General features: G+C 71.8%; 24 protein-coding genes, 1 tRNA gene and 1 pseudogene. 16 read left to right on the top strand and 10 right to left on the bottom strand.

Translation table 11 applies throughout. The features are described from left to right. Window positions 1-2 precede the first annotated feature (2 nt). A complete protein-coding gene (gene argS, locus Apa02nite_RS07785) occupies window positions 3-1,664 on the bottom strand; it encodes an arginine--tRNA ligase (RefSeq protein WP_203824455.1) in 1,662 nt (553 codons plus the stop codon). A gap of 86 nt (window positions 1,665-1,750) precedes the next feature. On the opposite strand from argS, the gene Apa02nite_RS07780 reads away from it, so the two are divergent. The 4 genes and pseudogenes from Apa02nite_RS07780 to Apa02nite_RS07765 form a co-directional block, all read left to right on the top strand. Beyond that, window positions 1,751-2,545, top strand: coding sequence for a thioredoxin-like domain-containing protein (locus Apa02nite_RS07780; RefSeq protein WP_203824454.1), 795 nt, complete (start codon window positions 1,751-1,753; stop codon window positions 2,543-2,545). Then, window positions 2,545-3,198 carry a DUF305 domain-containing protein gene (locus Apa02nite_RS07775; RefSeq protein WP_203824453.1) on the top strand — a complete coding sequence of 218 codons (654 nt, stop codon included), beginning with the start codon at window positions 2,545-2,547 and terminating at the stop codon, window positions 3,196-3,198. The genes Apa02nite_RS07780 and Apa02nite_RS07775 overlap by 1 nt, the downstream gene beginning before the upstream one ends. 66 nt (window positions 3,199-3,264) lie before the next feature. Then, window positions 3,265-3,336, top strand: a tRNA-Arg gene (locus tag Apa02nite_RS07770). Between the two features lie 563 nt (window positions 3,337-3,899). Continuing rightward, window positions 3,900-4,652 (top strand): annotated as a pseudogene (locus Apa02nite_RS07765) (TNT domain-containing protein); the annotation flags it as partial. A gap of 76 nt (window positions 4,653-4,728) precedes the next feature. On the opposite strand, the gene lepB reads toward Apa02nite_RS07765, so the two are convergent. Next, on the bottom strand, window positions 4,729-5,334 hold the full coding sequence (gene lepB, locus Apa02nite_RS07760; protein ID WP_239164179.1) for a signal peptidase I: 606 nt from the start codon (window positions 5,332-5,334) through the stop codon (window positions 4,729-4,731). A 62-nt stretch (window positions 5,335-5,396) separates the two neighbouring features. After that, window positions 5,397-7,916 carry a valine--tRNA ligase gene (gene valS / locus Apa02nite_RS07755; protein ID WP_203824490.1) on the bottom strand — a complete coding sequence of 840 codons (2,520 nt, stop codon included), beginning with the start codon at window positions 7,914-7,916 and terminating at the stop codon, window positions 5,397-5,399. Between the two features lie 139 nt (window positions 7,917-8,055). On the opposite strand from valS, the gene Apa02nite_RS07750 reads away from it, so the two are divergent. Then, complete coding sequence (locus tag Apa02nite_RS07750; RefSeq protein ID WP_203824451.1) at window positions 8,056-9,810, top strand: FAD-binding dehydrogenase; 1,755 nt, start codon at window positions 8,056-8,058, stop codon at window positions 9,808-9,810. Between the two features lie 91 nt (window positions 9,811-9,901). Beyond that, window positions 9,902-10,918, top strand: a complete 1,017-nt coding sequence (locus Apa02nite_RS07745) for a glycoside hydrolase family 18 protein (RefSeq protein ID WP_239164178.1) — start codon at window positions 9,902-9,904, stop codon at window positions 10,916-10,918. Here the strand turns inward: Apa02nite_RS07745 and Apa02nite_RS07740 are convergent. Next, window positions 10,915-11,118, bottom strand: coding sequence for a hypothetical protein (locus tag Apa02nite_RS07740; protein ID WP_203824450.1), 204 nt, complete (start codon window positions 11,116-11,118; stop codon window positions 10,915-10,917). The genes Apa02nite_RS07745 and Apa02nite_RS07740 overlap by 4 nt on opposite strands. 22 nt (window positions 11,119-11,140) lie before the next feature. Continuing rightward, window positions 11,141-11,905, bottom strand: coding sequence for an isocitrate lyase/PEP mutase family protein (locus Apa02nite_RS07735; protein ID WP_203824449.1), 765 nt, complete (start codon window positions 11,903-11,905; stop codon window positions 11,141-11,143). 58 nt (window positions 11,906-11,963) lie between these two features. Between Apa02nite_RS07735 and Apa02nite_RS07730 the strand changes: the two genes are divergently transcribed. After that, window positions 11,964-12,926 (top strand): ArsR/SmtB family transcription factor, encoded by a 963-nt coding sequence (locus tag Apa02nite_RS07730; RefSeq protein ID WP_203824448.1) that lies wholly within the window; start codon window positions 11,964-11,966, stop codon window positions 12,924-12,926. A gap of 108 nt (window positions 12,927-13,034) precedes the next feature. On the opposite strand, the gene Apa02nite_RS07725 is transcribed toward Apa02nite_RS07730, so the two are convergent. Further along, complete coding sequence (locus tag Apa02nite_RS07725; protein WP_203824447.1) at window positions 13,035-14,561, bottom strand: serine/threonine-protein kinase; 1,527 nt, start codon at window positions 14,559-14,561, stop codon at window positions 13,035-13,037. A gap of 125 nt (window positions 14,562-14,686) precedes the next feature. On the opposite strand from Apa02nite_RS07725, the gene Apa02nite_RS07720 reads away from it, so the two are divergent. Then, window positions 14,687-16,330, top strand: coding sequence for a CocE/NonD family hydrolase (locus Apa02nite_RS07720; RefSeq protein WP_203824446.1), 1,644 nt, complete (start codon window positions 14,687-14,689; stop codon window positions 16,328-16,330). Then, entirely contained in the window at window positions 16,327-16,785 is a 459-nt protein-coding gene (locus Apa02nite_RS07715) for a hypothetical protein (protein WP_203824445.1), read from the top strand. The genes Apa02nite_RS07720 and Apa02nite_RS07715 overlap by 4 nt, the downstream gene beginning before the upstream one ends. 1 nt (window position 16,786) lies before the next feature. Here the strand turns inward: Apa02nite_RS07715 and Apa02nite_RS07710 are convergent, their stop codons facing one another. Continuing rightward, a complete protein-coding gene (locus Apa02nite_RS07710) occupies window positions 16,787-17,113 on the bottom strand; it encodes a winged helix-turn-helix transcriptional regulator (RefSeq protein ID WP_203824444.1) in 327 nt (108 codons plus the stop codon). Between the two features lie 69 nt (window positions 17,114-17,182). Between Apa02nite_RS07710 and Apa02nite_RS07705 the strand changes: the two genes are divergently transcribed. From Apa02nite_RS07705 to Apa02nite_RS07695, 3 genes are read left to right on the top strand one after another with little or no spacing between them, the layout of a single operon-like run. After that, window positions 17,183-17,992 (top strand): alpha/beta hydrolase, encoded by an 810-nt coding sequence (locus Apa02nite_RS07705; RefSeq protein WP_203824443.1) that lies wholly within the window; start codon window positions 17,183-17,185, stop codon window positions 17,990-17,992. Window positions 17,993-18,034: 42 nt separating this feature from the next. Next, on the top strand, window positions 18,035-18,679 hold the full coding sequence (locus tag Apa02nite_RS07700) for a TetR/AcrR family transcriptional regulator (RefSeq protein ID WP_203824442.1): 645 nt from the start codon (window positions 18,035-18,037) through the stop codon (window positions 18,677-18,679). Window positions 18,680-18,686: 7 nt separating this feature from the next. Then, window positions 18,687-20,258: an MDR family MFS transporter gene (locus tag Apa02nite_RS07695; RefSeq protein WP_203824441.1), complete on the top strand. Its 1,572-nt coding sequence runs from the start codon at window positions 18,687-18,689 to the stop codon at window positions 20,256-20,258. A 51-nt stretch (window positions 20,259-20,309) separates the two neighbouring features. On the opposite strand, the gene Apa02nite_RS07690 is transcribed toward Apa02nite_RS07695, so the two are convergent. Beyond that, window positions 20,310-20,666: an STAS domain-containing protein gene (locus Apa02nite_RS07690; RefSeq protein ID WP_067685901.1), complete on the bottom strand. Its 357-nt coding sequence runs from the start codon at window positions 20,664-20,666 to the stop codon at window positions 20,310-20,312. Between the two features lie 288 nt (window positions 20,667-20,954). On the opposite strand from Apa02nite_RS07690, the gene Apa02nite_RS07685 reads away from it, so the two are divergent. After that, on the top strand, window positions 20,955-21,929 hold the full coding sequence (locus Apa02nite_RS07685; protein ID WP_203824440.1) for a helix-turn-helix transcriptional regulator: 975 nt from the start codon (window positions 20,955-20,957) through the stop codon (window positions 21,927-21,929). 54 nt (window positions 21,930-21,983) lie between these two features. Here the strand turns inward: Apa02nite_RS07685 and Apa02nite_RS07680 are convergent, their stop codons facing one another. Further along, window positions 21,984-22,340: a hypothetical protein gene (locus Apa02nite_RS07680; protein ID WP_203824439.1), complete on the bottom strand. Its 357-nt coding sequence runs from the start codon at window positions 22,338-22,340 to the stop codon at window positions 21,984-21,986. A gap of 372 nt (window positions 22,341-22,712) precedes the next feature. Between Apa02nite_RS07680 and Apa02nite_RS07675 the strand changes: the two genes are divergently transcribed. Beyond that, window positions 22,713-22,895, top strand: a complete 183-nt coding sequence (locus Apa02nite_RS07675; protein WP_067685907.1) for a hypothetical protein — start codon at window positions 22,713-22,715, stop codon at window positions 22,893-22,895. Between the two features lie 48 nt (window positions 22,896-22,943). Here Apa02nite_RS07675 and Apa02nite_RS07670 read toward each other — a convergent pair whose 3' ends face one another. Continuing rightward, window positions 22,944-23,840, bottom strand: coding sequence for a Gfo/Idh/MocA family protein (locus Apa02nite_RS07670; RefSeq protein ID WP_203824438.1), 897 nt, complete (start codon window positions 23,838-23,840; stop codon window positions 22,944-22,946). 79 nt (window positions 23,841-23,919) lie between these two features. Between Apa02nite_RS07670 and Apa02nite_RS07665 the strand changes: the two genes are divergently transcribed. After that, the gene (locus tag Apa02nite_RS07665; protein WP_067685911.1) at window positions 23,920-24,288 is read left to right on the top strand and encodes a hypothetical protein; all 369 of its coding nucleotides are present in this window, start codon (window positions 23,920-23,922) and stop codon (window positions 24,286-24,288) included. A 256-nt stretch (window positions 24,289-24,544) separates the two neighbouring features. After that, window positions 24,545-24,916, top strand: a complete 372-nt coding sequence (locus tag Apa02nite_RS07660) for a hypothetical protein (RefSeq protein ID WP_239164176.1) — start codon at window positions 24,545-24,547, stop codon at window positions 24,914-24,916. Window positions 24,917-24,919 lie beyond the last annotated feature (3 nt).

Genomic DNA, 24,919 nt, shown 5'->3' with positions numbered 1-24,919 from the left:
GGCTACATCTTCTCCGGGGCCGAGACGCCGAGCAGGTCCAAACCGTTCGCGATCACCGTACGGGTGGCCTCGGCCAGCCACAGCCGGGCCAGGTTCACCGCGGCGACCGGCTCGTCGCCCTTCGGCACCACCTGGCAGGCGTCGTAGAACCGGTGCCAGTCGGTGGCGACCCGCTCCTCCAGGTAGACCGCGATCCGGTGCGGCTCGCGCAGCTCGGCCGCGGTGGCCACCACGGCCGGGAACTGGCCGAGCGTCTTGAGCAGGCTGTTCTCCCGCTCGTGGGCGAGCAGCGACGGGTCGAAGTCGTCACCCCGGGTGATCTTCTTCTCCGCGGCGTTGCGCAGGATCGAGGAGATCCGGGCGTGCGCGTACTGCACGTAGAAGACCGGGTTGTCGCTGGAGTGCTTGGTGATCTCCTCGATGTCCAGGGTCAGCATCGAGTCGGTGGAGGACCGGGCCAGCGAGTACCGCGCGGCGTCCACGCCGACCGCGTCGACGAGCTCGTCCAGCGTGATGATGTTGCCGGCCCGCTTGGACAGCCGCACCGGCTGACCGGCGCGGACCAGGTTCACCAGCTGGCCGATCAGGATCTCGATGTTCTGCTTCGGGTCGTCGCCGGCGCACGCCGCGATCGCCTTGAGCCGGCCGATGTAGCCGTGGTGGTCCGCGCCGAGCAGGTAGATGCACTTGTCGAAGCCGCGCTCGCGCTTGTTGATGTAGTACGCCGCGTCGGCCGCGAAGTAGGTCTTCTCGCCGTTGGACCGGATCAGCACCCGGTCCTTGTCGTCGGTGAAGTCGGTGGTGCGCAGCCAGACCGCGCCGCCGTCGTCGAAGATGTGCCCCTGCTTGCGCAGCTCGGCGATGGCGTGCTCGACCGCGCCGCCCTCGTGCAGCTCCTTCTCGGAGAACCACACGTCGAAGTGCACGCCGAAGCGCTCCAGGCTCTCCCGGATCTCCTTGAGCATCAGCTGGTAGCCGAGCGACCAGAACTCCGGCAGCGCGGTCTCGGCCGGCTGACCGGCCAGCAACGGGTCCGCGCTGAGAATCCGCTGGGCGATCTCGCCGATGTAGTCGCCGCCGTACCCGTCCTCGGGGGCCGGCTCACCGTTCGCGGCGGCGTACAGCGACCGGGCGAACCGGTCGACCTGGGCACCCGCGTCGTTGATGTAGTACTCGCTGGTCACCTCGGCGCCGGCGGCGGTCAGCACCCGGCGCAGCGAGTCACCGACCGCGGCCCACCGGGTGTGCCCCAGGTGGATCGGGCCGGTCGGGTTCGCCGAGACGAACTCCAGGTTGATCCGCTGACCGGTGAGCTGGGTGTTCCGGCCGTACGCGGCGCCGGCCTCGACCACCAGGCGGGCGATCGCGCCGGTCACGGCGGCGTCCAGCCGGATGTTCAGGAAGCCCGGCCCGGCGATCTCCACCGTCTTGATCCCGTCGCGGCGGCCCAGCTCCTCGGCGAGCGCGGCGGCCAGCTCGCGTGGCGCCACACCGACCTTCTTGCCCAGCTGCAGGGCGAGCGTGGAGGCGTAGTCGCCGTGCTCGGGGTTGCGGGGCCGCTCCAGCGCCGTGGTCGCGGGCAGCGCGGCCAGGTCCAGGCCACGCGTCTCGAATACGGCACGAGCAGCTGAGAGAACGGTGTCAGCAAGGTTGGCGGGAGTCACTGGGCCATGCTATCGGGGGTAGACTTCAGCGTTCGGCGGCCACCCGAGCCCCGCCCTTCCCCTTTTTGACGAATCGACGAGGCGCGATGAGTATGAGCACGCCGGGGCCCGAACGGGTCCCGTCCACCGTGAAGGTCGGCAAGACCACCGGTCAGGGTAAGCCGCCGACCGGCAAACCCGGGGCCAATCGGCCGAACGCCACCAAGCCGGGCGGCAAGGGCCGCAAGCCGATCGCCCCGGTCAAGGTCGCAGGCGGCCGCAACTGGGGCCCGATCGCCGTGGCGGGCCTGGTCGTCGTGATCGCCGGCGGCATCATCGGGTACGGCGTGTACGCCTCGGTGCAGGGCTCCCGCGACTGGACCGACAAGGTGGCCGAGATCCAGGGCGTGGTCAACTACCGCGCGCAGAAGAACGCGCTGATCGACGACCGCACCCACAAGGCCGGTCCGCTGACGTATGTGACGAGTCCCCCGGTCGGCGGCGCGCACAACCAGACCTGGCAGAACTGCCAGGGCGACGTGTACACCGCGCCGATCGCCAACGAGCACGCGGTGCACAGCCTCGAGCACGGCGCGGTCTGGATCACGTACAAGCAGGGTCTGGCCGCCGACCAGGTCGCCACCCTGCAGAAGAAGGTGGAGGGCAAGGACTACATGTTGATGTCCCCCTACGCCGGACTCGACAAGAACGTCTCCGTCCAGGTCTGGGGCTACCAGCTCAAGACCGACGACGTGAACGACTCGCGGATCGACACGTTCATCTCCGCGGCCCGGGTCAAGGCCTCGATGGAGCCCGGCGCGGCCTGCTCCAGCGGCAACACCACCTCCGACCCGGTCAGCGCGGCCGTCAGCGACGGCGCCAGCTCGGACACCGGCAGCTGATGAGCTCGGACACCACCTCCCTGGACGCCGCGCCGGCGTCCGGGGAGGTTCCCGCGCGTCACCGCTTCGGGTATGCGGCGCTCGCGCTGCTGCTCGCCGGGATCGTGCTCGGCGCCGGGATCGGCCTGGTGGTCCCCCGGTTCCGGACCCCGGCCGACGACTCCGTCGAGGCGGGTTTCCTCCGCGACATGTCGACCCACCACGCGCAGGCGGTCGAGATGGCGATGGAGGCGCACGCCGACTCGATCACCCCGGCCATCGTCACGCTGTCGGCCGACATCGCCACCACCCAGCAGGCCCAGATCGGGTACATGCAGGCCTGGCTGCGCGACTGGGACCTCAGCCCGACCGGCGGCGAGCAGCCGATGGCCTGGATGCCGGACGCGGCCGGCTCGGTCGTCGACGGCCTGATGCCCGGCATGGCCACCCCCGAGCAGCTCGCCTCGCTGCGCAAGGCCACCGGCAAGGACCTGGACGTCCAGTTCCTCACCCTGATGCGGGCGCACCACCTGGGCGGCATCCACATGGCCCAGGAGGCCGAGAACCTGTCCGACAACAAGGACGTCGACTGGCTCGCCGACAGCATGGTCACCGCGCAGCAGGGCGAGATCCAGCTGATCGACGACCTGCTCAAGCAGGCCCAATCCGGCTGATCACCCGACCCGGCGACGCCGATTGGCGGTGCTTCCGGAGGTCCTGCTAGGCTTTCCAAGCACTGAGCCCCCGTAGCTCAGGGGATAGAGCGTCGCCCTCCGGAGGCGAAAGCGCAGGTTCGAATCCTGCCGGGGGCACGATTTGGCAGGCGTCGTTTGTCCGCGGAAAGCGCGGACGCGGCGCCATCGTGCTTTTCTGGCCTGGGACCCGAGCCCCAGACCCCACGCCGGGGATACCCCGGAGCCCCATCTGCTGTTCGGTCGCGGTGGTTGCCCCACTCCCGGTTGTCGGGACGACACCATCAAGCCCCATCCCGTACGCACGGGTCTGCGCCTTTCGGGGTCGCGGGGGTAGGTGATCAGTGTCAGACAGGCGGGGTGAGGGGACTGGGCGGGGCTGGCTGCGGGCGTCGCCCGGAGTGGGCGTAGGTGGCGCCGCACGGGCGGGGCAGAGCGGGCGGGAAGCTGGTCCGGGCCGGGCTGGCGCATCTGCGGAAGACACAGAAGCGGGCGGGACGGCGGCGGTTCAAGCAACCAGGCAACGACTGGCGGCTGGGGCCGAGGAGCATCAAGCATCGGCGGGTGTCCCGGCTCATGGGCAACTGGAAGCGCTACGGCGGGCAGAGCCGTGACGACTTCCTGAACACCCACGGGGACAGCGGCAAGGGCAGCTGGAAATACCCTGACCACCGTTCGAGCAGCGGGCGTTGCCACCGAGCAACTTGGGACAACCTCCCGGCGACCGTGCGCCGCACGGCTACCACCGATACGAGGTGCGGCGGGCGTTCAATGTGGAGAGCGGCTCGATCGCCCCGGCGTTCGGCCAGCCCGGCGGTGGGATCCAGCACGTCCGGCAGAGCCTCATCGTCGCGCTCCGGGCCGCGGGCGTACCCGACGGCGAGTTCTACGAGGTACCGGGACTGGTTCGGCTGGCCCGGGATCAGGGCGCCTATCTGCTCCTGGAACACCGGGACGACCGTTGGGTGGTCGGGAACCGGGAGCGATCGCTGGAGTGGGTTCACGGCGAGTACACCTCCGAGGCAGAGGCTGCCCGCAATTTCTACGATCGGCTGCGGGAGGTCCGGGAGTTCACCCGCCACCCCCGCCCGCCGGACCCGAACGTGCCCCGGTTGTCCCGCAAGGAACTGGCCGCGGATACCGAACGGGTCAAACGAGAAGCGGCGCGACTGAACGCGGAACGAGAGCTGGTCTTCGAGGGGCCGGAGCCGGCCGTGTTCGGCGACGCCGACGAGGCCGTGGCAGCCGAGCGCAGCAAGCGGCTCACCGAGCTCGTCGACTTCGGGATGGACGAGGCGGCGCAGCGGGGTGCGGTGACCAGCATCGAGTTCCACCTCCGTCCCGGTGACGTGGTGGACCGGTTCGGGGCGGAGAGCGGCTCCTACCTGTTCCCGGACGGCGTGGGCCTGCTGCGCCCGGTCGTCGAACAGGCGTGAGGGTCCTCGATGGACACCGCTGAACAGATCACCCCCCGGGCTGGTCCGGCAGCGGACGTCCGGGCAGGCCGGGTCGTCAGGGGATGGCGTCGAAGGTGGACGGGACTGACAGGGAGCGCCACCGGGACGACGGCCAGTAGATGGCGAAGGCCCGCCCGGCCACCCGGTCCACCGGGATGGTGCCCTGGTCGCTGTCCATGTGGGCGCGGGAGTCGGCCGAGTCCGAGCGGTGGTCGCCCATCATGAACATCCGGCCCGCCGGGACGGTCACGTCGAACTCCTCGTCGGACGGCGCGTCGCCGGGGAACAGGTAGTCCTCGGCCAGGGCGTGCCCGTTCACGGTGATCCGCTTGTCGGCGTCGCAGCAGACCACCCGGTCGCCGCCGATGCCGATCACCCGCTTGATGTACTCCTGCTCGCTGGGGCCGATGCCCCAGCCGACCGGCGGTTCGAAGACCACGATCTCGCCGCGCGCCGGGTCCCGGAACCGGTAGACCGCCTTGTTCACCAGGACCTTGTCGTTCAGGAGAAGCGTGTTCTCCATCGATCCGGACGGGATGTAGAAGGTCTGCACCAGGAAGGTGCGCACCCCGGCGGCGACCACTACCGCCACGATGAGCAGCACCAGGAACTCGAACGGCTTCGACCGCGGGAAGCGGCGAGCGTTGATCTTGTCGGGCACGGGCGGAGCGTACCGCAGCGGACACGCTGAGGAGGGGCACGAAGGCCCCTCCCCGGTGTCAACTAGGCAAGACGGACCTCGGCGAGCACCGTCTCACCGACCGCCTCGACGGTCACCTCGCGGACCACGCCGGCTGCCTGCACGTCCGGCCTGACCAGGCCGAAGGCGAGCACGTCGGCCTCCGGTCCGCGCACCGTCAGGTGGGCCACCTCGGTACGCATCGACTGCTTGGCCTCGGACTTCGCCTTGCGCACCAGGCCGAGCACGGTGCCGGCCAGGCCGAGCAGCGTGGCCGGGGCCGCCGGGTCCAGTGCCGGCGCGAGTTCGCCGGCGGACGGCCACGCGGCGCGGTGCACCGAACCGTCCTGCCACCAGGACCAGGCCTCCTCGGCGACGAACGGCAGCGCCGGCGCGAACAGCCGCAGCAACGTCCGCAGGGCGAGCGCCAGCGCGGCGTGTGCCGATCGGGTGGCCGGGTCGGCCGGGTCGGCGTACGCCCGCTCCTTGACCAGCTCCAGGTAGTCGTCGCAGAACGTCCAGAAGAACTGCTCGGTGCGTTCCAGGGCGCGCGCGTAGTCGTACCCCTCGAAGTGCCTGGTGGCGTCAGCCACGACGGCCTCGAGACCGGCGAGCATGGCGCGGTCCAGCGGTTCGGTGACGGCAGCGGCCTCGAGATCGGCGGCGACGCCGAACCGGAGCACGAACTTCGTCGCGTTGAGGATCTTGATGGCGAGCCGGCGGCCGACCTTCATCTGGCCGGTGTCGAACGCGGTGTCGGTGCCCGGGCGGCCGCTGACCGCCCAGTAGCGGACCGCGTCCGAGCCGTACTCCTCCAGCAGCGCCATCGGGGTGACGGTGTTGCCCTTGGACTTCGACATCTTCTTGCGGTCCGGGTCGAGGATCCAGCCGGAGAGCAGCGCGGTGCGCCACGGCAGGCTGTCGAACTCCTGGTGGGCGCGGAGCACCGTGGCGAACAGCCAGGTACGGATGATCTCGTGGGCCTGCGGGCGCAGGTCCATCGGGAAGACCCGCTCGAACAGGTCGTCGTCCAGGCCCCACCGGCCGGCGATCTCCGGGGTGAGCGACGAGGTGGCCCAGGTGTCCATCACGTCCGGGTCGCCGGTGAAGCCGCCCGGCTTGTCGCGCTGGTCCTCGGTGAAGCCGGGCGGGGTGTCGCTGCTCGGGTCGACCGGCAGCGTGGTCGCGGTGATCGGCGCGGCGTGGTCCGGCTCACCGGCCGCGTCGAGGGGGTACCAGATCGGGAACGGCACGCCGAAGAACCGCTGCCGGCTGATCACCCAGTCACCGGCCAGGCCCTCCACCCAGCTCTCGTACCGGTTCCGCATGAACTCCGGTGACCAGGTCATCTCGCGGCCCCGCGCGAGCAGGGCAGCGCGCAGCGCGGCGTCCCGGCCGCCGTTGCGGATGTACCACTGCCGGGTCGTGACGATCTCGAGCGGCTTGTCGCCCCTTTCGTAGAACTTCACCTGCTGTGTGGTCGGCCGGGGTTCGCCGTCCAGCGCGCCGGCGGCCCGCAGCAGCTCGACCATCTTCTCCTTCGCCGAGAACGCGGTCTTCCCGGCGAGCTCGGCGTAAGGCCCGGCCGGCACGTCCGAGGGCGGCTGGGCCAGCAGGCGGCCGTCCCGGCCCATCACCGGGCGGGTCGTCAGGTCCAGCTCACGCCACCAGATCACGTCGGTGAGGTCGCCGAACGTGCAGATCATCGCGATGCCGGAGCCCTTGTCCGGCTGGGCCAGCGGGTGCGCCCGGATCGGCACCTGGACGCCGAACACCGGCGTGGTGGCATACGTGCCGAACAGCTTCTGGTACCGCTCGTCGCCGGGATGCGCGACGAGCGCCACGCAGGCCGGGAGCAGTTCGGGCCGGGTGGTCTCGATGTACGTGGTCCCGCCGCCGGGCAGGCCGAACGCGAGCCGGTAGTACGCACCCTGCCGTTCCCGGTCCTCCAACTCGGCCTGTGCCACCGCCGTCCGGAACGTGACGTCCCAGAGCGTCGGCGCGTCCGCGAGGTACGCCTCACCACGCTCCAGGTTGCGCAGGAACGCCCGCTGCGAGACCGCCCGGCTGGTGTCGTCGATCGTGCTGTACTGCAGCGACCAGTCCACGGACAGCCCGACCTGGCGCCACACGTCCTCGAACGCCTGCTCGTCGATCGCGGTCAGCCGCTGGCACAGCTCGACGAAGTTGCGCCGGGAGATCGGCAGCGGCCGGCTCGGCACCGTCGAGGGCGGCGTGAAGTCCGGGTCGTACGGCAGCGACGGGTCGCACTGCACGCCGTAGTGGTTCTGCACCCGGCGCTCGGTCGGCAGCCCGTTGTCGTCCCAGCCCATCGGGTAGAACACCTCGCGGCCGGTCATCCGCTGGTAGCGGGCGATCGCGTCGGCGTGGGTGAACGAGAACACGTGCCCGACGTGCAGCGACCCGCTGACCGTCGGCGGCGGGGTGTCGATCGAGAAGACCCGCGATCGGGGCGCCGTCCGGTCGAACGTGTAGGTGCCGTTCCGGGCCCATACCTCGCGCCATTTCCGCTCGAGGCCGTCGAGGGTGATCTTCTCTGGCACGGATCTCATCTCGGTCACCGGAAAACCGTACGCAACAGCGCCGGTCGACAACGACCGAGTTTCGCTTTGGTCCCCAGCGACTACCGCGCGGGATGACCGTCTTGTTTACATCAGAGCCCAGGAAAAGCGAGGAGGGCTCATGAATCGCCGCACCGTACTTGCTGCGTCCACGGCCGGGGCGGCTCTGGCCGCCACCGGGGCGACACCGGCGTTCGGCGCCGCCGCGGCAGCCGACGCGGACGCCATCGTGATCGGGCACGGGCTGGCCGGGCTGGTCGCCACGTCCGAGTTGGTGGCGGCCGGGCGCAAGGTGCTGCTGCTGGACCAGGAGCCGGAGGCGAGCCTCGGCGGGCAGGCCTGGTGGTCGTTCGGCGGGCTGTTCCTGGTCAACTCGGTCGAGCAGGGGCTGATGGGCGTCAAGGACTCGTACGACCTGGCCTGGCAGGACTGGCTGGGCACGGCCGGGTTCGACCGCGGGATCGACGACCCGGCCGGGCAGGACTACTGGGCGTACAAGTGGGCGCAGGCGTACGTGCAGTTCGCGTCCGGCGAGAAGCGCTCCTGGCTGGCCGGGCTCGGGCTGCAGTGGTTCCCGGCAGTGGGCTGGGCGGAGCGCGGCGGTGGCCTGGCCGACGGCCACGGCAACTCGGTGCCGCGCTTCCACGTGACCTGGGGCACCGGACCGGCCATCGTCGAGCCGTTCGAGAAGAAGGTGCGTGCCGGGGTGGCGGCCGGCAAGGTGGTCTTCAAGTTCCGGCACCGGGTGGACGAGGTGGTCGTCACGAACGGGGCGGTCACCGGCGTGCGCGGGGCGGTGCTGGAGGCCAGCACGGCCGCTCGCGGGACGCCGTCCTCCCGTACCGTGATCGGTGATTTTGATCTGAAGGCGCCGATCGTGATCGTCACGTCCGGCGGGATCGGCGCGAACCAGGACCTGATCCGGCAGAACTGGCCGGCCCGGCTCGGCCCCGCGCCCAAGTCGATGATCACCGGCGTTCCGGCGCACGTGGACGGCCGGATGCTGTCGATCACCGCGCAGGCCGGCGGGCGGATCGTGAACCCGGACCGGATGTGGCACTACACCGAGGGCCTGCGCAACTACGCGCCGATCTGGCCGAACCACGGCATCCGGATCCTGCCCGGGCCGTCCTCGATGTGGCTCGACGCCAAGGGCAAGCGGTTCGGCGCGCCGGACATGCCGGGCTACGACACCCTGCACACGCTCGGCTCGATCACCGCGTCCGGATATGACTACTCCTGGTTCGTCACCACCCAGAAGATCGTCGACAAGGAGTTCGCGCTCTCCGGCTCGGAGCAGAACCCGGATCTGACCGGTAAGAACCTGTGGCTGCTGCTGTCCCGGATCTGGCAGACCCCGGAGCCGATCCAGAAGTTCCAGAAGTACGGGGTGGACTTCGTGCAGGCCGCGACGCTGCCCGAGCTGGTGGCCGGGATGAACCGGCTGGCCGGCAACAACCTGCTCGACCCGGCCGCGGTGAAACGGCAGGTCGACGCGCGGGACCGGGAGATCGACAACGCGTACAGCAAGGACGCCCAGGTGATGGGGATCCGCAACGCGCTGGACTATCTCGGTGACCAGATCAGCCGGACCGCCTCGATCCACAAGCTGCTGGACACGAGCGCCGGGCCGCTGGTCGCGGTGCGTCTCAACATCCTCACCCGCAAGACCCTCGGCGGGCTGCAGACCGACCTGTCCGGCCGGGTGCTGAACGCCGCCGGCGCGGCGATCCCGGGCCTCTACGCGGCCGGCGAGGTGGCCGGTTTCGGCGGTGGCGGGGTGCACGGGTACCGGTCGCTGGAGGGCACGTTCCTGGGCGGCTGCCTCTTCTCCGGCCGCCAGGCGGGCAAGGCCGCGGCCGCCGCATCTGCCTGACCTGCCGGGGTGCCGGGCCGGGGGTCACCCCTCGGCCCGGTGCGCCGTTGTTGCGGCTTCATGCGGCTTTTGTCGGTGGGATAGTGCTGACGTGCTCCCCCACCGCCTCCCCGCCCTGACTGTCGTCCTCCTGTTGCTGGTCAGTGGCTGTTCGGGAGATGACGACAAGGGCACGAGTCCCGCCGCCAGCACCGGCCCGGCACCGACCGGGACCGCGCAGAGCGCCCCCGCCATCCCCCCGACCGTCAAGGTCTCCCCCTACCTCGACGTCACCAGCAGCAGCGCCGACCTGGACGCGGTCGCCGCCGCCACCGGGCAGACCGACTTCACCGTCGCGTTCCTGCTGGCCGGCAACGGCACGTGCACCCCGGCCTGGGACGGCAGGACCGCGCTCGACGACACCACGGTCACCGCCCAGATCGACAAGATCGCCGCACTGGGCGGCGAGGTGACCGTGGCCAGCGGCGGCGCGACCGGCAGCTACCTGGAGAGTGTCTGCACCCCGGAGCAGCTGGTCACCGCGTACGGATCGGCCCTGGACGCGGCCGGCGCCAACCGCCTGGACGTGGACATCGAGCAGGAGGTCCCGCTGGACGCGCTGGCCGAGGCGCTCGCCGCCCTGCAGAAGGAGCGCGGCACCGCGATCACGCTGACCCTCCCGGTCGAGGGCACCACCGACGGCCTCACCGACGACGGCCTGGCGCTGCTGCGGAACGCCGAGGCGGCCGGGGTCGAGGTCACCGTGAACGCGATGACGATGAACTTCAGCGCGGCCGGCGGCGGGTGGGGCCGGGCCATGACCCTCGCCGCCGAGGCGGTCCACGCCGACCTGGCCACCGTGTGGCCGGACCGGGACGACGACGACCGCTACGCCATGCTCGGCGTCACCCCGATGATCGGCGTGAACAACACCGGCGGCACCACCACGACCGCGGACGCGGCATACCTGCTCGACTGGGCCGGGCAGAAGGGGCTGGGCTTCGTCCGGTTCTGGTCAGTGAACCGGGACAACGGCGACTGCGACGACGGCTCGGTGGACGCCGCCTGCAGCGGGATCACCCAGACGAGGTACCAGTTCACCGGCCAGTTCCACGACTTCGCCGGCTAGCCGGCCGCGGCGGAGGCGCTCACCGACGCCGACGGGGTGGGTGCGGCGGACACCGTGGCCCGGACGGCGAGGGACGCGTCGGAGGCCCGCACCAGGCCGGCACCCACCACGCCCATGTAGAGCGCCGCGAACAGGGTCACCAGGAAACCGGCGACGCCGAGCAGTCGCCGGCGCCTCCCGGTCGCGTCAACGAAGATCATCTGCCGATTCTGGGAGCCGACCCTACGATTGGACTTTGTGCAGGCTGAGGGTGTTCATCCGGCCGTACTCGACGGCGCCGGCCAGCTCCTGGTAGGTGCCCGCGCCGAAGATCTCCCGGGCCGCCCGGTCGACGAGCCCGTACGCCGCCTGCGCCACCGACGACCCCAGGCTGATCCGGGCCACACCGAGCTTCGCCAGCTCGCCGATCGACGGCGCGCCCGGCCCGGTCATCACGTTGAGCGGCCCCGGGATCGCCGCGACCAGCTCGGTGATCACCGCAGGGTCGGTCACCCCGGGCACGAAGATCCCGTCCGCGCCGGCGTCCAGATAGGCCCGGGCCCGGCTGATCGCCTCGGCCACGTCACCGAGCCCGAACAGCAGCGTGTCGATCCGGGCGTTCAGGAAGACCTCCGGTGCCGCCTGGTGCGCCGCGGTCAGCCGGGCGACCTGCTCGGCCGCGGACCGGGAACCGTCCTCGACGTTGACACCGGCGACACCGGCCGCGGCCATCGCCTTCAGGGTGCCGGCCGGGTCGCCGTAACCGGACTCGACGTCGACGGTGACCGGCACCGAGACCGCCGCGACCACCCGGCGGGCCAGCTCGGCGGCCAGGTCACGACCGAGCGCGTCACCGTCCGGCGCACCCAGGCTCCAGGCCACCCCGGCGCTGGTGGTGGCGATGGCAGCGGCGCCGGCCGCCTCGACGATCCGGGCGCTGGCCGCGTCCCACGCGTTGACCAGGACGAGCGGGGAACCGGGCTGATGCAGAGAACGGAAGTCAGTCACACCGGAAGTCTTCCCGGGCGGGCCGCACGGACGCAGCTATTTAGCGGAGACTAAAACCATGGTCGCGATCGCCACCTCCCGCATCAGGTTCGCCGTGTCCGGCCTGTGGGAGGTGCTGGCCAGCCTGCGCGTGCTGCACGATCGGGGCGTTCCGTCCGTACATCAGAAATGGGCGGCCCGGACCCGCCCCGGACCGCAAGGCCTGCTCGCCGCCCTGATCCCGCCGACCGGGGGTTATGCCCCGGATTTCCTCACGCCGCCGCCGACCGGCCCGGACCCCGGCCTCGACGCCGAGTTGGCGGTCCTGCGCGCCACCAGCGACGACGTGGTCCGCGCGCACCTCGACCTGATGTCCGGTTCACCCGGCCCCGAGGTGCGGCGGCTGCACGCCGATCCGCGCGACGGCCTGGCCCGGCTCGCCGACGAGATCGCCGCCTACTGGCGGTCCGCGATCGCACCGGACTGGCCGCGGATCCACGCCCTGCTCGACGCGGACGTCCGCCGCCGCGCCCACCGGCTGGCCACCGACGGCGCTCCCGCCGTCCTCGCCGACCTGCACGACCGGGTCCACTGGCGGGACGGCACGCTGCTCGTCGACCAGCGCCACTGCACCGCCCCGGACGTGCCGGACGCCGGTGACCTGGTGCTGATCCCGTCGGTCTTCGCCTGGCCGTCGGTGCTCACCGTCTCGTCCTGGGGCACACCGCAACTCGCCTACCCGGCCGCCGGCGTGGCCACCCTGTGGGAAGAACCGTCCCGCCCGCCGGACGCGCTGAGCGCCCTGCTCGGCACCGGCCGCGCCCGCATCCTGGCCGCCCTGTCCGGCCCGCTCTCCACCACCGAGCTGGCCCGCCGCACCGGCATCACCGCCGGTGGCATCTCCCAGCACCTGCGGATCCTCCGCGCGGCCGGCCTGATCGCCACCCACCGCGACCGCCGCCACCTGCTCAACTCCCGCACCCCCGCCGCGGAGACGCTGCTGGCCGCGGCGGGGGCCGCGCACACCGGGTCCCGCCCGTGAGGCCCCGCGAGGCCCCTGCCCACCCCGGACCGCAGCGCGCCCCCGGGTCCTGGCTGGCTGTCAGGGGTGCCTCCGCGCTGCGGAGGCACCCCTGAGGACCAGCTGGGGTCAGAGGGGGAGGACCACCGCGCTGGGTTTGCCCGAGAGGCAGGTCACGGACATGCGGTAGCGGCTGAGGTCGGCGGCGAAGACCACCGAGGCGGTCAGCCCCGGGCCGGGGTCGGCGCGTTCCACCTCGAAACCCTCGGCCGGCTCCCAGTCGATCAGCTTGGCGTTGCCGGACTCGCAGACCGCGTAGACCGCGCCGCCCTTCGACTCCAGCAGGGTGCCCGGGTCGGCCGGCGCGGACGAGCTCGGCGGCGCGCTGGCACTCGGGTTCGCCGAGGCCGCCGCCGACGAGGGCGCGGCCGGGGAGATCGCCGCGGAGGCGGTGACGCTGATCGGCACGCCGCTGTTCAGCGCGGCCGGGTGCCGTGAGTTCCGGGAGGCCGCCGGGGTCGGTGAGGCACCGGCCGACCGGGTCGCCCCGGGCGCCACCTCCACGATGTCGCCGCTGGCGGCCGGCGCGACGTCGTCGACCGGTGCGGCCACCGGCTCGTGCGAGCGGGTCGCCCAGAGCGTGGCCACCACCACCGCCAGCGCGGCCAGGGCCGCGCCGACCAGCAGGAGTTTGCGCCGGCTGTCCGGCATCCCGCCGGCCGACGGCACCGCGGGCCGCATCCCGGGGACGATCGCCTCGGTCTGTTCGTCGAACCGGGTCGGCGACAGCGCGGTGGTGAGTTCCGGATCGGCCTCCGGCGCCGCGGGGCGGATCGAGGCGGCCTCCGCGGCGTCGCCGAGCACCGCGGACACCTCGGCCGCGTCCGGCCGGTCCGCGCACTCCTTGGCCAGGCAGCGGTCGACCAGGTCGGCGACCGCGGCCGGCACCCCGGGCAGCCGGGGCATCGGCGTCGGCTCGAGGTAGATGTGCGCGCTGAGCATCTGCGTGGTGGTCTCCACCGTCCACGGCGAGTCGTCGGTGAGCAGGCGGTAGAGCAGCACGCCGAGCGCGTACACGTCGGAGGCCGGCTCGATCGCGCCGCCGGTGAGGCGTTCCGGCGCCAGGTAGGCGGGCGTGCCGAGCAGGCCCTCCTCCGGTTCGGCCGGTCCGGCCGCGGCGGCGATGCCGAAGTCCACCACCTTCGCGCCGGACGGCGGCACCATCACGTTCGCCAGTTTGATGTCCCGGTGGACCAGGCCGTCCTCGTGCGCGGCGGCGAGGGCCGCGGCCACCTCGCCGCAGATCCGGAATACCCGGCGGGGCGGGAGCGGCGCATGCGATTGCAGCTGTTGCAGCGTCGGCCCGTTGATCAATTCCATGACGACGTACGGCACCGGAGTGGATTCGCCCTCGACCGATTCGCCGAAGTCGTAGATCTGCGCGATGTTCGGGTGCGACAACGTCGCGGCGGCTCGCGCCTCGTGCAGGATCCGCGACCGGAAACGCTCGTCGCCGGCGTAGCTCCCGGCCAGCACCTTCACCGCCACCGTACGGTTCAGCACCTCATCGGTGGCGCGCCAGACCACGGCCATCCCGCCCCGGCCGAGTTCGTTCAGCAGGCGGTACCGGCCCCCGAGTTTGTCTCCCTCGTCCACGCGACGCAGTTTGCCGAAATACCGGCCGATTCGCACATCGGCAATCCCGCGAATGCCATTCATCTTTCACCTTCGCCGGGCCACCGATATCGTCGGTTCTCCCGCATGCGACAAAGGGGGCCGGTATGGCGATCTCGAAACGGCAGCGGCTGGGCGACGCGATGCTGAGCCGGCTCCTCGGCCAGTCGCCGGCCCTGCACGAGTACACGGTGGAGCAGGTCCGGACCCCGATGCGGGACGGTGTGCGACTGCTCGGCGACCACTTCGGCCCGGTCGCCGACGAGCCGCGGGGCACCGTGCTGATCCGCACCCCGTACGGTCGCGGTCTGCCCACGTCGGCGCTGAACGGCCGGCTGCTCGCGGCCCGCGGCTACCACGTGCTGTTGCAGAGCGTGCGCGGCACGTTCGGCTCCGAGGGCACTTTCCGGCCGATGGCGCAGGAGGCCGAGGACGGTCAGGACACCGTCGCCTGGCTGCGCGACCAGCCCTGGTTCGACGGCCGGCTGGCCACTCTCGGGGCCTCCTACCTGGGCTGGACCCAGTGGGCGCTGCTGCAGGACCCACCGCCGGAGTTGCGCGCCGCGGTGGTCTACGTCGGCCCGCACGACTTCCGCGAGGCGGTCTACGGAACCGGCTCGTTCACCCTCGGTGACTTCCTCGGCTGGAGTGATCAGATCGTCCATCAGGAGGACGGCGGCCTGCGCCGGGTGCTGAGCATGGCCACCGCCGGGCGCCGGTTGAGGCCCGCGCTGGGCGGGTTGCCGCTGGCCTCGGCGGCCGAGCCGGTGCTGCGCGGGCGCGCCCCGTGGTACGCCGACTGGGTCGGCCACCCGGACGGCGACGACCCGTGGTGGGAGCCGTACCGGGCCGGCGCCGCGCTGACCGGGGTGACCGCTCCGGTGCTGCTGATCGGCGGCTGGCAGGACCTGTTCCTGGACCAGACCCTGGAACAGTACAAAACCCTGCAAGCCCGCGGCGTCGACGTCGCCCTGACCGTCGGCCCGTGGACACATCTGCAGGTGGGACTGCACGCGGCCGGTCTGGTCGCCCGGGAAAGCGCGGCCTGGCTCGATCAGCACCTGGCCGGTGGGGCCGCGGCCCGCAAGTCACCCGTACGAGTGCACCGGACCGGCGAGCGCGCCTGGCACGACCTGCCCGAGTGGCCGCCGCCGTCCGACCCGGTCGTCTTCCACCTGCGGGCCGGGCACCGGCTGACCATCACGGCGCCGGACGGTCCGGAGGGTGTCGCCGAGTTCCGCTACGACCCGGCCGACCCGACCCCGTCGGTGGGTGGCCGCACCCTGACCGGTTCGATGGGCGTGAAGGACAACCGGGCCTTGGAGGCGCGGGCGGACGTGCTGGTCTTCAGCACCGATCCGCTGCCCACCGCGGTCGACGTGATCGGCGCGCCGGTGCTGGAGCTGACCGTGGCGGTGGACAACCCGTACGCCGACGTCTTCGCCCGGCTCTGCGACGCCGACCCGCACGGCCACTCGCACAACGTCACCGACCGGCACCTGCGCCTCGACCCGGACGTGCCGGCCGGCCAGGAACAGCGGCTGACACTCACCCTGGATCCGTGCTTCCACCGGCTGCTCGCCGGGCACCGGCTGCGCCTGCAGGTCTCCGGCGGCGCGTTCCCGCGGTTCGCCCGCAATCCGGGCACCGGCGGCGCGGGGCTGGCCGCCACCCGGCACACCGTCACGGTCGCGGCGTCCCGGCTCACCGTGCCGGTGGCGACGGCACCACCGGATAGGGTCCCGGGATGACTGAGAGCTGGCGGCATCTGCCCCCACCGGCCCGCCCGGTCGCGGCGGCCACCACGGCGGCCGTCACCGCGGTCCGGAGCGGTTCCCGGGACGACTTCGAGGAGGCCGTCGCCGGCCTGGCCGCGTTGGAGGCGACGCACACCGGCCTGATCCTCGGCACCACGCTGCGGCTGCTGCTGGAGGACGGCAACCCGGACGGGTTGACGGCTGACGACGTACGGGAAACTCTCGGATCCTGTGTGCGCACCCACCCGGAAGCGAACCCGCAGGTCGTGCTGTGGCTGCTGGCCGGAGCGCTCGGCGTGCTGGACGAGGACGGCGACGAGGCGCCGAAACCGGAGGCGCTGGCGCGCAACGCCGCGCTGCTGATCACTGACCTGCTGGCCGGGCGTGACCTGAGCCCGTGGCTCACCGCCGCGCTCACGGAGATCCAGCACACCCAGCTGAACGACTGAGCTAGCCGTGCTCGCGGGCCCAGTCGCAGATCGCGGCGAGCGGCTCGCGCAGGGTGCGGCCGAGCGCGGTCAGCTCGTATTCGACGTGCTGCGGCGGGTCGGGCTTGTGGACCCGGCGCAGCACCAGGCCGTCCGCCTCCATCCCGCGCAGCGTCTCGGTGAGCATCTTCGGGGTGATCCCGGGGATCCGCCGGCGCAGCCGGGCCGGCCGTTGCGCCCCGTCGGCCAGCGCGTAGATCAGCAGCACCCGCCACTTCACCGCGAGCCGTTCCAGGGCCTGCCGCGTGACACAGCCCTCCTCCAGCACGTCCGGTACGACCAGATCCACGCTCCACCCCCATGGGTACCCGAAAGTGCCTTCTTCTCCCGCGCCGCCCCGGCAGCCTAGCGTCGGGCCGTGACCGAGACAGTGACGTTCTTCAGCGAGGGACTGCAACTCGCCGGGGTGCTGCGTACCGCCCCAGGCCGTCGTGCCGCCGTGCTCACCGGCCCCTTCACCGGGGTCAAGGAGCAGGTGGTGGCCGAGTACGCGGAGCGCCTCACCGCGGCCGGCATCACCACCCTGGCCTTCGACCACCGCGGCCACGGCGCCAGCGAGGGCCGACCCGGACACGAGGACAGCCAGGGCAAACTGGCCGACCTGCGGGCCGCCGTCGGCCTGCTCGACGGGTACGACCGGGCAGTCGTCGGCATCTGCCTCGGCGCCGGTTACGCGATGCGCGCCGCCGCCACCGACCCCCGGGTCCGCGCGGTGGCCGGGATCGCCGGCGCGTACAACAGCCCCGCGTGGTTCGCCGAGCGGATGGGCCTGGCGGCCTACCGGGACGCGCTGGCCGGCATGCTGGCCCGGTACGACGAGGAGATCCCCGCGGTCGCACCGGACGGCGAGGCGGCGATGCCGGGTGAGGAGCCGTTGTCGTACTACGGCAAGTGGATCGGCTCCCCCGGCTGGCCGAACCGGGTCACCCGGGGCTCGCTGCACAGCCTCATGACGCTCGACGTGCTGGGCGTACGCCCGCTGCTGCCGCCGAGCCTGATCGTGCACGGCAGGGTGGACGACTACTGCTCGCCGGAGCTGGCCGAGGCGATGCACGCCGACGAGACGCTGTGGCTGGACTGCACCCGCCACGTGGATCTGTACGACGTGGACCCGTACGTCGGCCGGGCGGTTTCGGCCACGGTGGACTTCCTGGAACGCCATCTGTAAAAACTTTACAGTCTCTGCAAAGTTTCGCGTAACCTCCCCGGCGTGAACCGGGACCACAAGCGGCGGCAGACCCGCCTCGCCCTGATCAGCGCCGCGCTCCGGCTCGCCGACGAGCGCGGCGCTGACCGTGTCACGGTCGACGAGATCAGCGAGGCCGCGGGCGTCTCCCCGCGCACGTTCTTCAACTACTTCGCCTCCAAGGACGACGCCCTGGTCGGCGACCCCCTGGAGGGCTGCGCCGACCCGCGGGAGCTGATGCTCGCCGCCCCGCCCGGCCCGGCCCTGAGCGCCGTCGAGGCGGCGCTCGCCCCGGCGATCCGGCAGATCCAGGACGACCGGGAACTGTGGCTGCTCCGATTCCGGGTGATCACCAACAATCCGCAGCTGCTCCCCCGGCTGGCCGCCATCGCCGCGACCGCCGAGCAGGAGATGGCCGCCGCGATCGCGGGACGGCTCGGGCTGCCGCCGGAGCACGCGTTCCCGCCGGTGCTGGCCGCGGTCACCGGTGCCGCGCTGCGGGTCGCGCTGATGCGGTGGGCTGCCGGAACCGAGCTGCCCGGCGTACCCAAGACCGCCGGAGGCGCGAGGACAACCGCGACCGATCCGGCAACGTCTCTCGCCGACCACCTGCATGAGGCCTTCGGCCTGGTCGCCGCCGGCCTGAAAGATCCCACCCCCACCCCCTGAGGAAGCGATGACCGCCCAACCCACCGCCGACGAAACCACCGAACCCACCGACGGCCGGATGACCCATCGCGAGGTCGTCCAGGCGCTGTCCGGCCTGATGCTGGGCATGTTCGTCAGCATCCTGGCGTCCACGGTGGTCGCCAACGCCCTGCCGACGATCATCGCCGAGCTGGGTGGCAGCCAGTCCGTCTACACCTGGATCGTCACCACCGAGCTGCTCGCGATGACCGCCACCGTCCCGCTCTGGGGCAAGATGGCCGACCTCTACAGCAAGAAACTGCTGATCCAGCTCTCGCTCGGCCTGTTCGTGCTCGGCTCGCTGATCGCCGGCCTGGCCCCGAACGTCGAGATCCTGCTGCTCAGCCGGATCGCCCAGGGCGTCGGCGCGGGCGGTATGTCGGCCCTCGCGATGATCGTGATGGCCGCGATGATCCCGCCGCGCGAACTGGGCCGGTACTCCGGGCTGTTCGGCGCGGTCTTCGGCGTCGCCACCATCGCCGGCCCGCTGATCGGCGGCGTCCTGGTGGACACGTCCTGGCTGGGCTGGCGCTGGTGCTTCCTGATCGGGGTGCCGTTCTCGGTCGCCGCGATCGCGATGCTGCAGAAGACCCTGCACCTGCCGGTGACCCGGCGCGCCGTGACCATCGACTGGCTGGGCGCGCTGCTGATCACGGCCGGGGTGAGCACGCTGCTGATCTGGTCCACGCTGGCCGGTCAGCACTTCGCCTGGGCGTCGGTGCAGACCGTCGCGTTCGTGGCCGGCGGGGTGCTGCTGCTGGCCCTGGCGGTGTGGGTGGAGTCCCGCGCGGCCGAGCCGATCATCCCGCTCGGCATCTTCCGGCACCGGACGGTCAGCCTCACCATCATCGCGAGCGTGCTGGTCGGCGTCGCGTTGTTCGGCGGCACGGTGTTCCTGTCGCAGTACTTCCAGTTCTCGCTGGGCAAGTCGCCGACGGTGGCCGGCCTGATGAGCCTGCCGATGATCTTCGGTCTGCTGGTCTCGTCCACGATCGCCGGTCAGCTGATCACCAAGTACGGCAGGTGGAAGAGGTACCTGGTGGCCGGCGCGGTCGTGATGACCGGCGGGATGCTGCTGCTGAGCACGATCGGCGCCACCACCTCGGTCCCGCTGATCTCGCTCTACATGGCGGTGCTCGGCGTCGGCGTCGGCATGCTGATGCAGAACCTGGTGCTGGCCGCGCAGAACGACGTGCCGGCCAGCGAGCTCGGCGCCACCACCTCGGCGCTGACGTTCTTCCGCAGCATGGGCGGCTCGATCGGGGTCAGTGCGCTGGGCGCGGTGCTGGCCGGCAAGGTCACCTCGCTGTTCAGCGAGAAGTTCGGCACGGCCGCCACCGGCGGCACCGCCAAGGTGCCCGACCTGACCACGCTGCCGCCCGAGGTGCTGACCGTGGTCCGGGAGATCTACGGAACGGCGACCGCGCACCTGTTCCTGATCGGCGCGCCGATCGCGTTCCTGGCGATCGTCGCGGTGGCCTTCATCAAGGAGAAGCCGCTGTCCACGCTCTCCGGTGACGAGCGGGCGGCCCAGGAGCAGGCCGCGGCGCCACCGCACTGAACGTAAACGGCCGGGGCGCGTCCGCGCCCCGGCCGAAAAAACGTGGCTGGATCAGGACGGGCGCAGGCCCACCGACGTGCGCGGTGACGGCGGCTCGGCGCAGCCCAGCAGCCCGACCAGCCCGGAGACCCAGAGTTGCCGGTACACCGTGGCACTGGGGTGGCTGACCACCAGCTTGATGCCGCTGGCGGCGGCGGTGTGGAAACAGGCCACCAGGATGCCGATCCCGATGCTGTCGATCAGCATCACGCGCTGCAGGTCCAGACAGATCTTGCTGGCCGTCATGGTGGTCAGCACGTCGTTGACGGCGTCCCGCATGACGTGGGCGTTGTCCAAGTCGATCTCGCCGCTCGGGGCGATCTCGACGGTGCCGTCGGCCAGCTGGCGGGTCGTGATCGGCAGATACACAGCTGCCCTCTTCCTGGCCTCGGAGGGTCCGACGCCGACTTGCCGCGGGACATGACACGCCGACCCGGATACAAAGGTCGTACGTCACGCGGCGTTCGCTGGGAGACGCCACAGGAACCCGCGTTCCTACAACAATCCGCTGGTCTGCAAGTTACGCCACGTAGGCGCGGAACGCCAGAGTAGTTCATATGGCCGGAATGTGCTGGAACGGTCACTGTGTGACGACCACGTTGACTGTCCACTGACCCTGGCCGAATACTCACCGTATGCGATGGAGCAACGGAATGCATGCGTGACCCGGTGGCCCCGGGGACTGTCCACTCTGACAGCACCGGCGGCCAGGCGGCTCGTGACGTGCTGAATCGTTTCTATCATCCGGTGACGCTGGGCGAACCGGAGAGCGCCGAGAGCGTGATCCAGGTCAATGTGATCCAACTCGGACCCCTTACCGTCGGCCATTTCCGCTTCACCGGCCGGGCGACACTCGTCGCGACCGAAGGGGACGCCTATCACGTGACCTTGCCGACCGCGGGGCGCGTGACAGCCCGGCGCAACGGCCACGAGGTCACCGCCGGACCGTCCACCGCGGTCACCTTCCGCCCCGGCGATCCGGTCTACCTTCGACCGCAGGCGCCGTCCGCCGAGCTCGACGTCCGCATCGACCGCTGCGCCCTGGAGAGTGAACTGGCCGCCCTGCTGGGTCACCCGGTCGAGGGACCGATCGACCTCCCGGCCGCTTTTGATCTGACCGGCGGCCCGGCGCACAGCTGGAGCCGGCTGATCCGGCTGATGCACGACGAACTGGACCACGAGGCCAGCCTGATCTTCCGGCCGCTGGTCGCCGAGCACCTGTGCAGCAGCGTGCTGAGCGGGCTGCTGCTCAGCGTCCCGCACCGCTACCACGCCGAGCTGGTCGCGCCGGCCACCGCCGGGCCGCCCCGGGCGATCCGCCGGGCCCTGGACGCCATCGACGCCGAGCCGGACCGGGCGTTCACGGTCGCCGACCTGGCCCGGATCGCGCGGATGAGCGTGCGCTCGCTGCAGGAGGGCTTCCGCCGGCACCTCGGCTGCACGCCGATGGCATACCTGCACCAGACCCGGCTCACCCGGGCGCACGAGACGCTGCGCCGGGCCGACCCGGCGATGGTCACCGTCGCGGCGGTGGCCCATCGCTGGGGCTTCGCCCACCTGGGCCGCTTCGCCTCGGCCTACCGGACGCGCTTCGGGGTGTCGCCGTCCGACACGTTGCGCCGGACGGCGTGAGCGTCACTCCCCGGGATCACACCGGCGCCGCTGCGGCACCTCGCGGAGCGACCGTCACTCCCCGGGATCACACCGGCGCGGCTGCGGCACCTCGTTGACCCGGCGGGCGGCGGGGGCGTGTCCCCGGCGCGCGCCGAACAGATGACCACGCGGTGGCACCCAGTCGCGCCACTCGCCCAGCGCCGGTGGCACCGCGGCCGCGTCGCCGTCACCGGCGCCCCGCTGCTCGTGCAGATAGCCCTGGACCCGGGACGCGGACGCCGCGCCGTTCACGGCGAGCTGCCGCATGATCCGCAGGGTCTCCTCGTCCGGGCCGGGGTCCGCGGGGTCCTGGTTCAGCAGCGCCGCCAGCCCCGCCAGGGCCCGCACCACCTCGCCGGCGTCGCGTTCGGCGTCCCAGAGGCCGGTCATACCCGGCCCACTCTCGGCACGCCCCTCCGGCCGTCGCCCGCGGCATCCCCGGCGGGCGCGGCGCCGTGCCGCTCGATCGTCCGATGGTCCGGCACTCGTCTCGCTGCGGTGCGGTGGTGCGTCATGCAGATCCGTCCCCTCACCTCACGCGCGCCGGCGGCGACCCGCAGGCCCGCGGGGCCGTTGACGGGACGTGTCGTCCCGGGCACGCATGACAGGCGAAAATGTATTCGTCTCGCTACTATGCGTCCATCCGTAACGCGCAGGTTCTGTCCAGTTAGCGCTCAGTTCGGACCACCTTGCCGCTACCCGGCGTACAGAATGGGAAACCGGGCCCCAAAACCGCCCGGACATCACCTGAAGGAGGCCGCCGTGAGCACGATCCAGAAACCGCCGGAGGACTCGCCGATCTGGCGTACCGGAGCCGAGCAACCCTGGGACCCCGAGGACCTGGCGGTGGCTCAGGGGAAGTACCCGACACCGGAGAACGTCGCCCGCGCCCGGGCCGAGCTGGAGCGCGACGGCGCCGCCGCGATCGAGCGCACCGTACCGTGACCGGGCAGGTCCCGTGGGCCGCGACGCCGCCCACGGGACCGAAAGTGATCAGCTGATCCGGACCGTCCGGCCGTCCCGGATCGACTCCTCGGCAGCTTCCAGGATCCGGGTCACCGTGACGCCGAAGTCCACGTCGAGCGCCGACGCCGCGCCACCGTCGGCGGCGGTCAGCAGCTGGTCCAGCGCCAGGCCGTAGAGCGTGACCGCGTCGAAGTCGACGGACGGCAGGGCACGGATCCCGGCCTCGCCGAAGAACTCGGTCACCGCCCGGCCCGCCGCCTCCGGCGCGTCCACCGAAAGGGTGAGCCGGCTGATCGCGCCGCCCTCGTGCCGGAGCACCAGCGCGGTCAGGTCGCGGTTGCCGGCCAGACCGGTCACCTCGGTCACCGGGCCGAGCACCGGCAGCACCAGCGACAGCGCGTGCGGGCCGACGTCCCAGAGCCCGCCGCGCTCCTTGCGCCAGGCCGAGGCGCCGAACGGGTTGTCCGGCGTGAAGATCGAACCGAGGTGGTCCACCCGGGCCTCGGTCCAGCCGCCGGTCGCCACCGCCTCGTCCAGGAACTCCGCCCACTCCGGCACGAAACGCCGGGTGAAGAAGACGACCGATGCCACCTCCCGGTCCGCGACGGCCGAGGCCAATTCAACAGCCTCTTCGGTACGCAGGGAGACCGGCTTGTCCAGCAACAGATGTTTGCCGGCGCGCGCCGCCCGGATGGCGATCGGGGCCTGCACGTCCGGCGGCAGCGCGATCGCGACCGCGTCCACCGCCGCGATCAGCTCGTCCGGGTCCGCGTACGCGCGGGTCCCGTGCTTCTCCGCCAGCTCGGCGGCCTTCTCCGGGTTCCGGCCCCAGACACCGGCCAGCTCGGCCCGTGGATGCCGGGCCAGCGCCTCGGAGTGCACCATGTGTGCCCACGGACCCGTACCGAATAATCCGAACCGCACCGGTTCGACCACCTCTCCGCTAAAGGATCTCCCGGGCCGGAAGTTACCAGCCCAGCGGCACCTCAGTAACCTGTGCCGGGTGAACGGTCCCCTCTCGACGGCGACGATCGTCGTCGCTCTCCTCCTGGCGGCGTGGTATCTGCTGCGCAGCGCGCTCGACCGCGCGCCCAGCCGCCTCGACCTGCTGACCATGGCCGCGCTCAGCGCCCTGGCCGCGGTCCTCGTGGTGGTCGCCGTGATCGGCCTCTTCGACGGCACCCGCCCGGCGGACACCGCCACGTTCGGTGGCTACCTGATCACCACGATCGCCTTCTGCCCGGCCGCGCTCTGGCTGGCCAAGCTCGAACCGACCCGCTGGGGCACCCTGATCCTCGGGGTCGGCGCGATCATTCTGCCCGTTCTGGTGCTGCGCCTGCAGCAGATCGCCGAGGTGACCCATGTCGTCTGACCCCTCCCCCGGCACCCCTCCCCCCGCAACCCCCTCTCCCGCGGCCCCCTCTCCCGCGGTGCCCTCTTCCGCCGCGCCCTCTCCCGCGGTGCCCTCTCCCGCGGTGCCCTCTCCCGCCGTGCCCTCTCCCGCCGTGCCCTCTCCCGCGGCCCCCTCTCCCGCGGTGCCCTCTCCTGCGGCCCCCTCTCCCGCGGCGCCCTCTCCCGCGGCGAAGGCTCGGCCGCGGGATGCCGCGCTCGGCACCGGTCTGGGGCGGGTGTTGCTGCTGGTCTACGGCACATTCGCGCTCTCGGCCAGCGCCCGCGCCCTGGTCCAGATCACCACGCACTTCGGCGAGGCCCCGCTGGCCTACCTGCTCTCCGGGCTGGCCGGCCTGGTCTACATCGCGGCCACCGTCGGCCTGGCGGTCGGCGGGGTCCGCGGCCGACTGATCGCCCTGGTCAGCTGCACCATCGAGCTGATCGGCGTGCTGGTCGTCGGCACCCTGAGCATCGCCGACCGGGTCGCCTTCCCGGACGCCACAGTCTGGTCCCGCTTCGGCAGCGGCTACGGCTACGTCCCCCTGGTCCTCCCGTTCATCGGCCTGTGGTGGATCTGGCGCCACAAGCCCCAGCCCACCGACTCCTGAAGT

Source organism: Actinoplanes palleronii (genome assembly GCF_016862315.1).
Lineage (GTDB): Bacteria > Actinomycetota > Actinomycetes > Mycobacteriales > Micromonosporaceae > Actinoplanes > Actinoplanes palleronii.
Note: the sequence above shows the minus strand (reverse complement) of the source record. Positions and strands in the feature narration are given on the sequence as shown.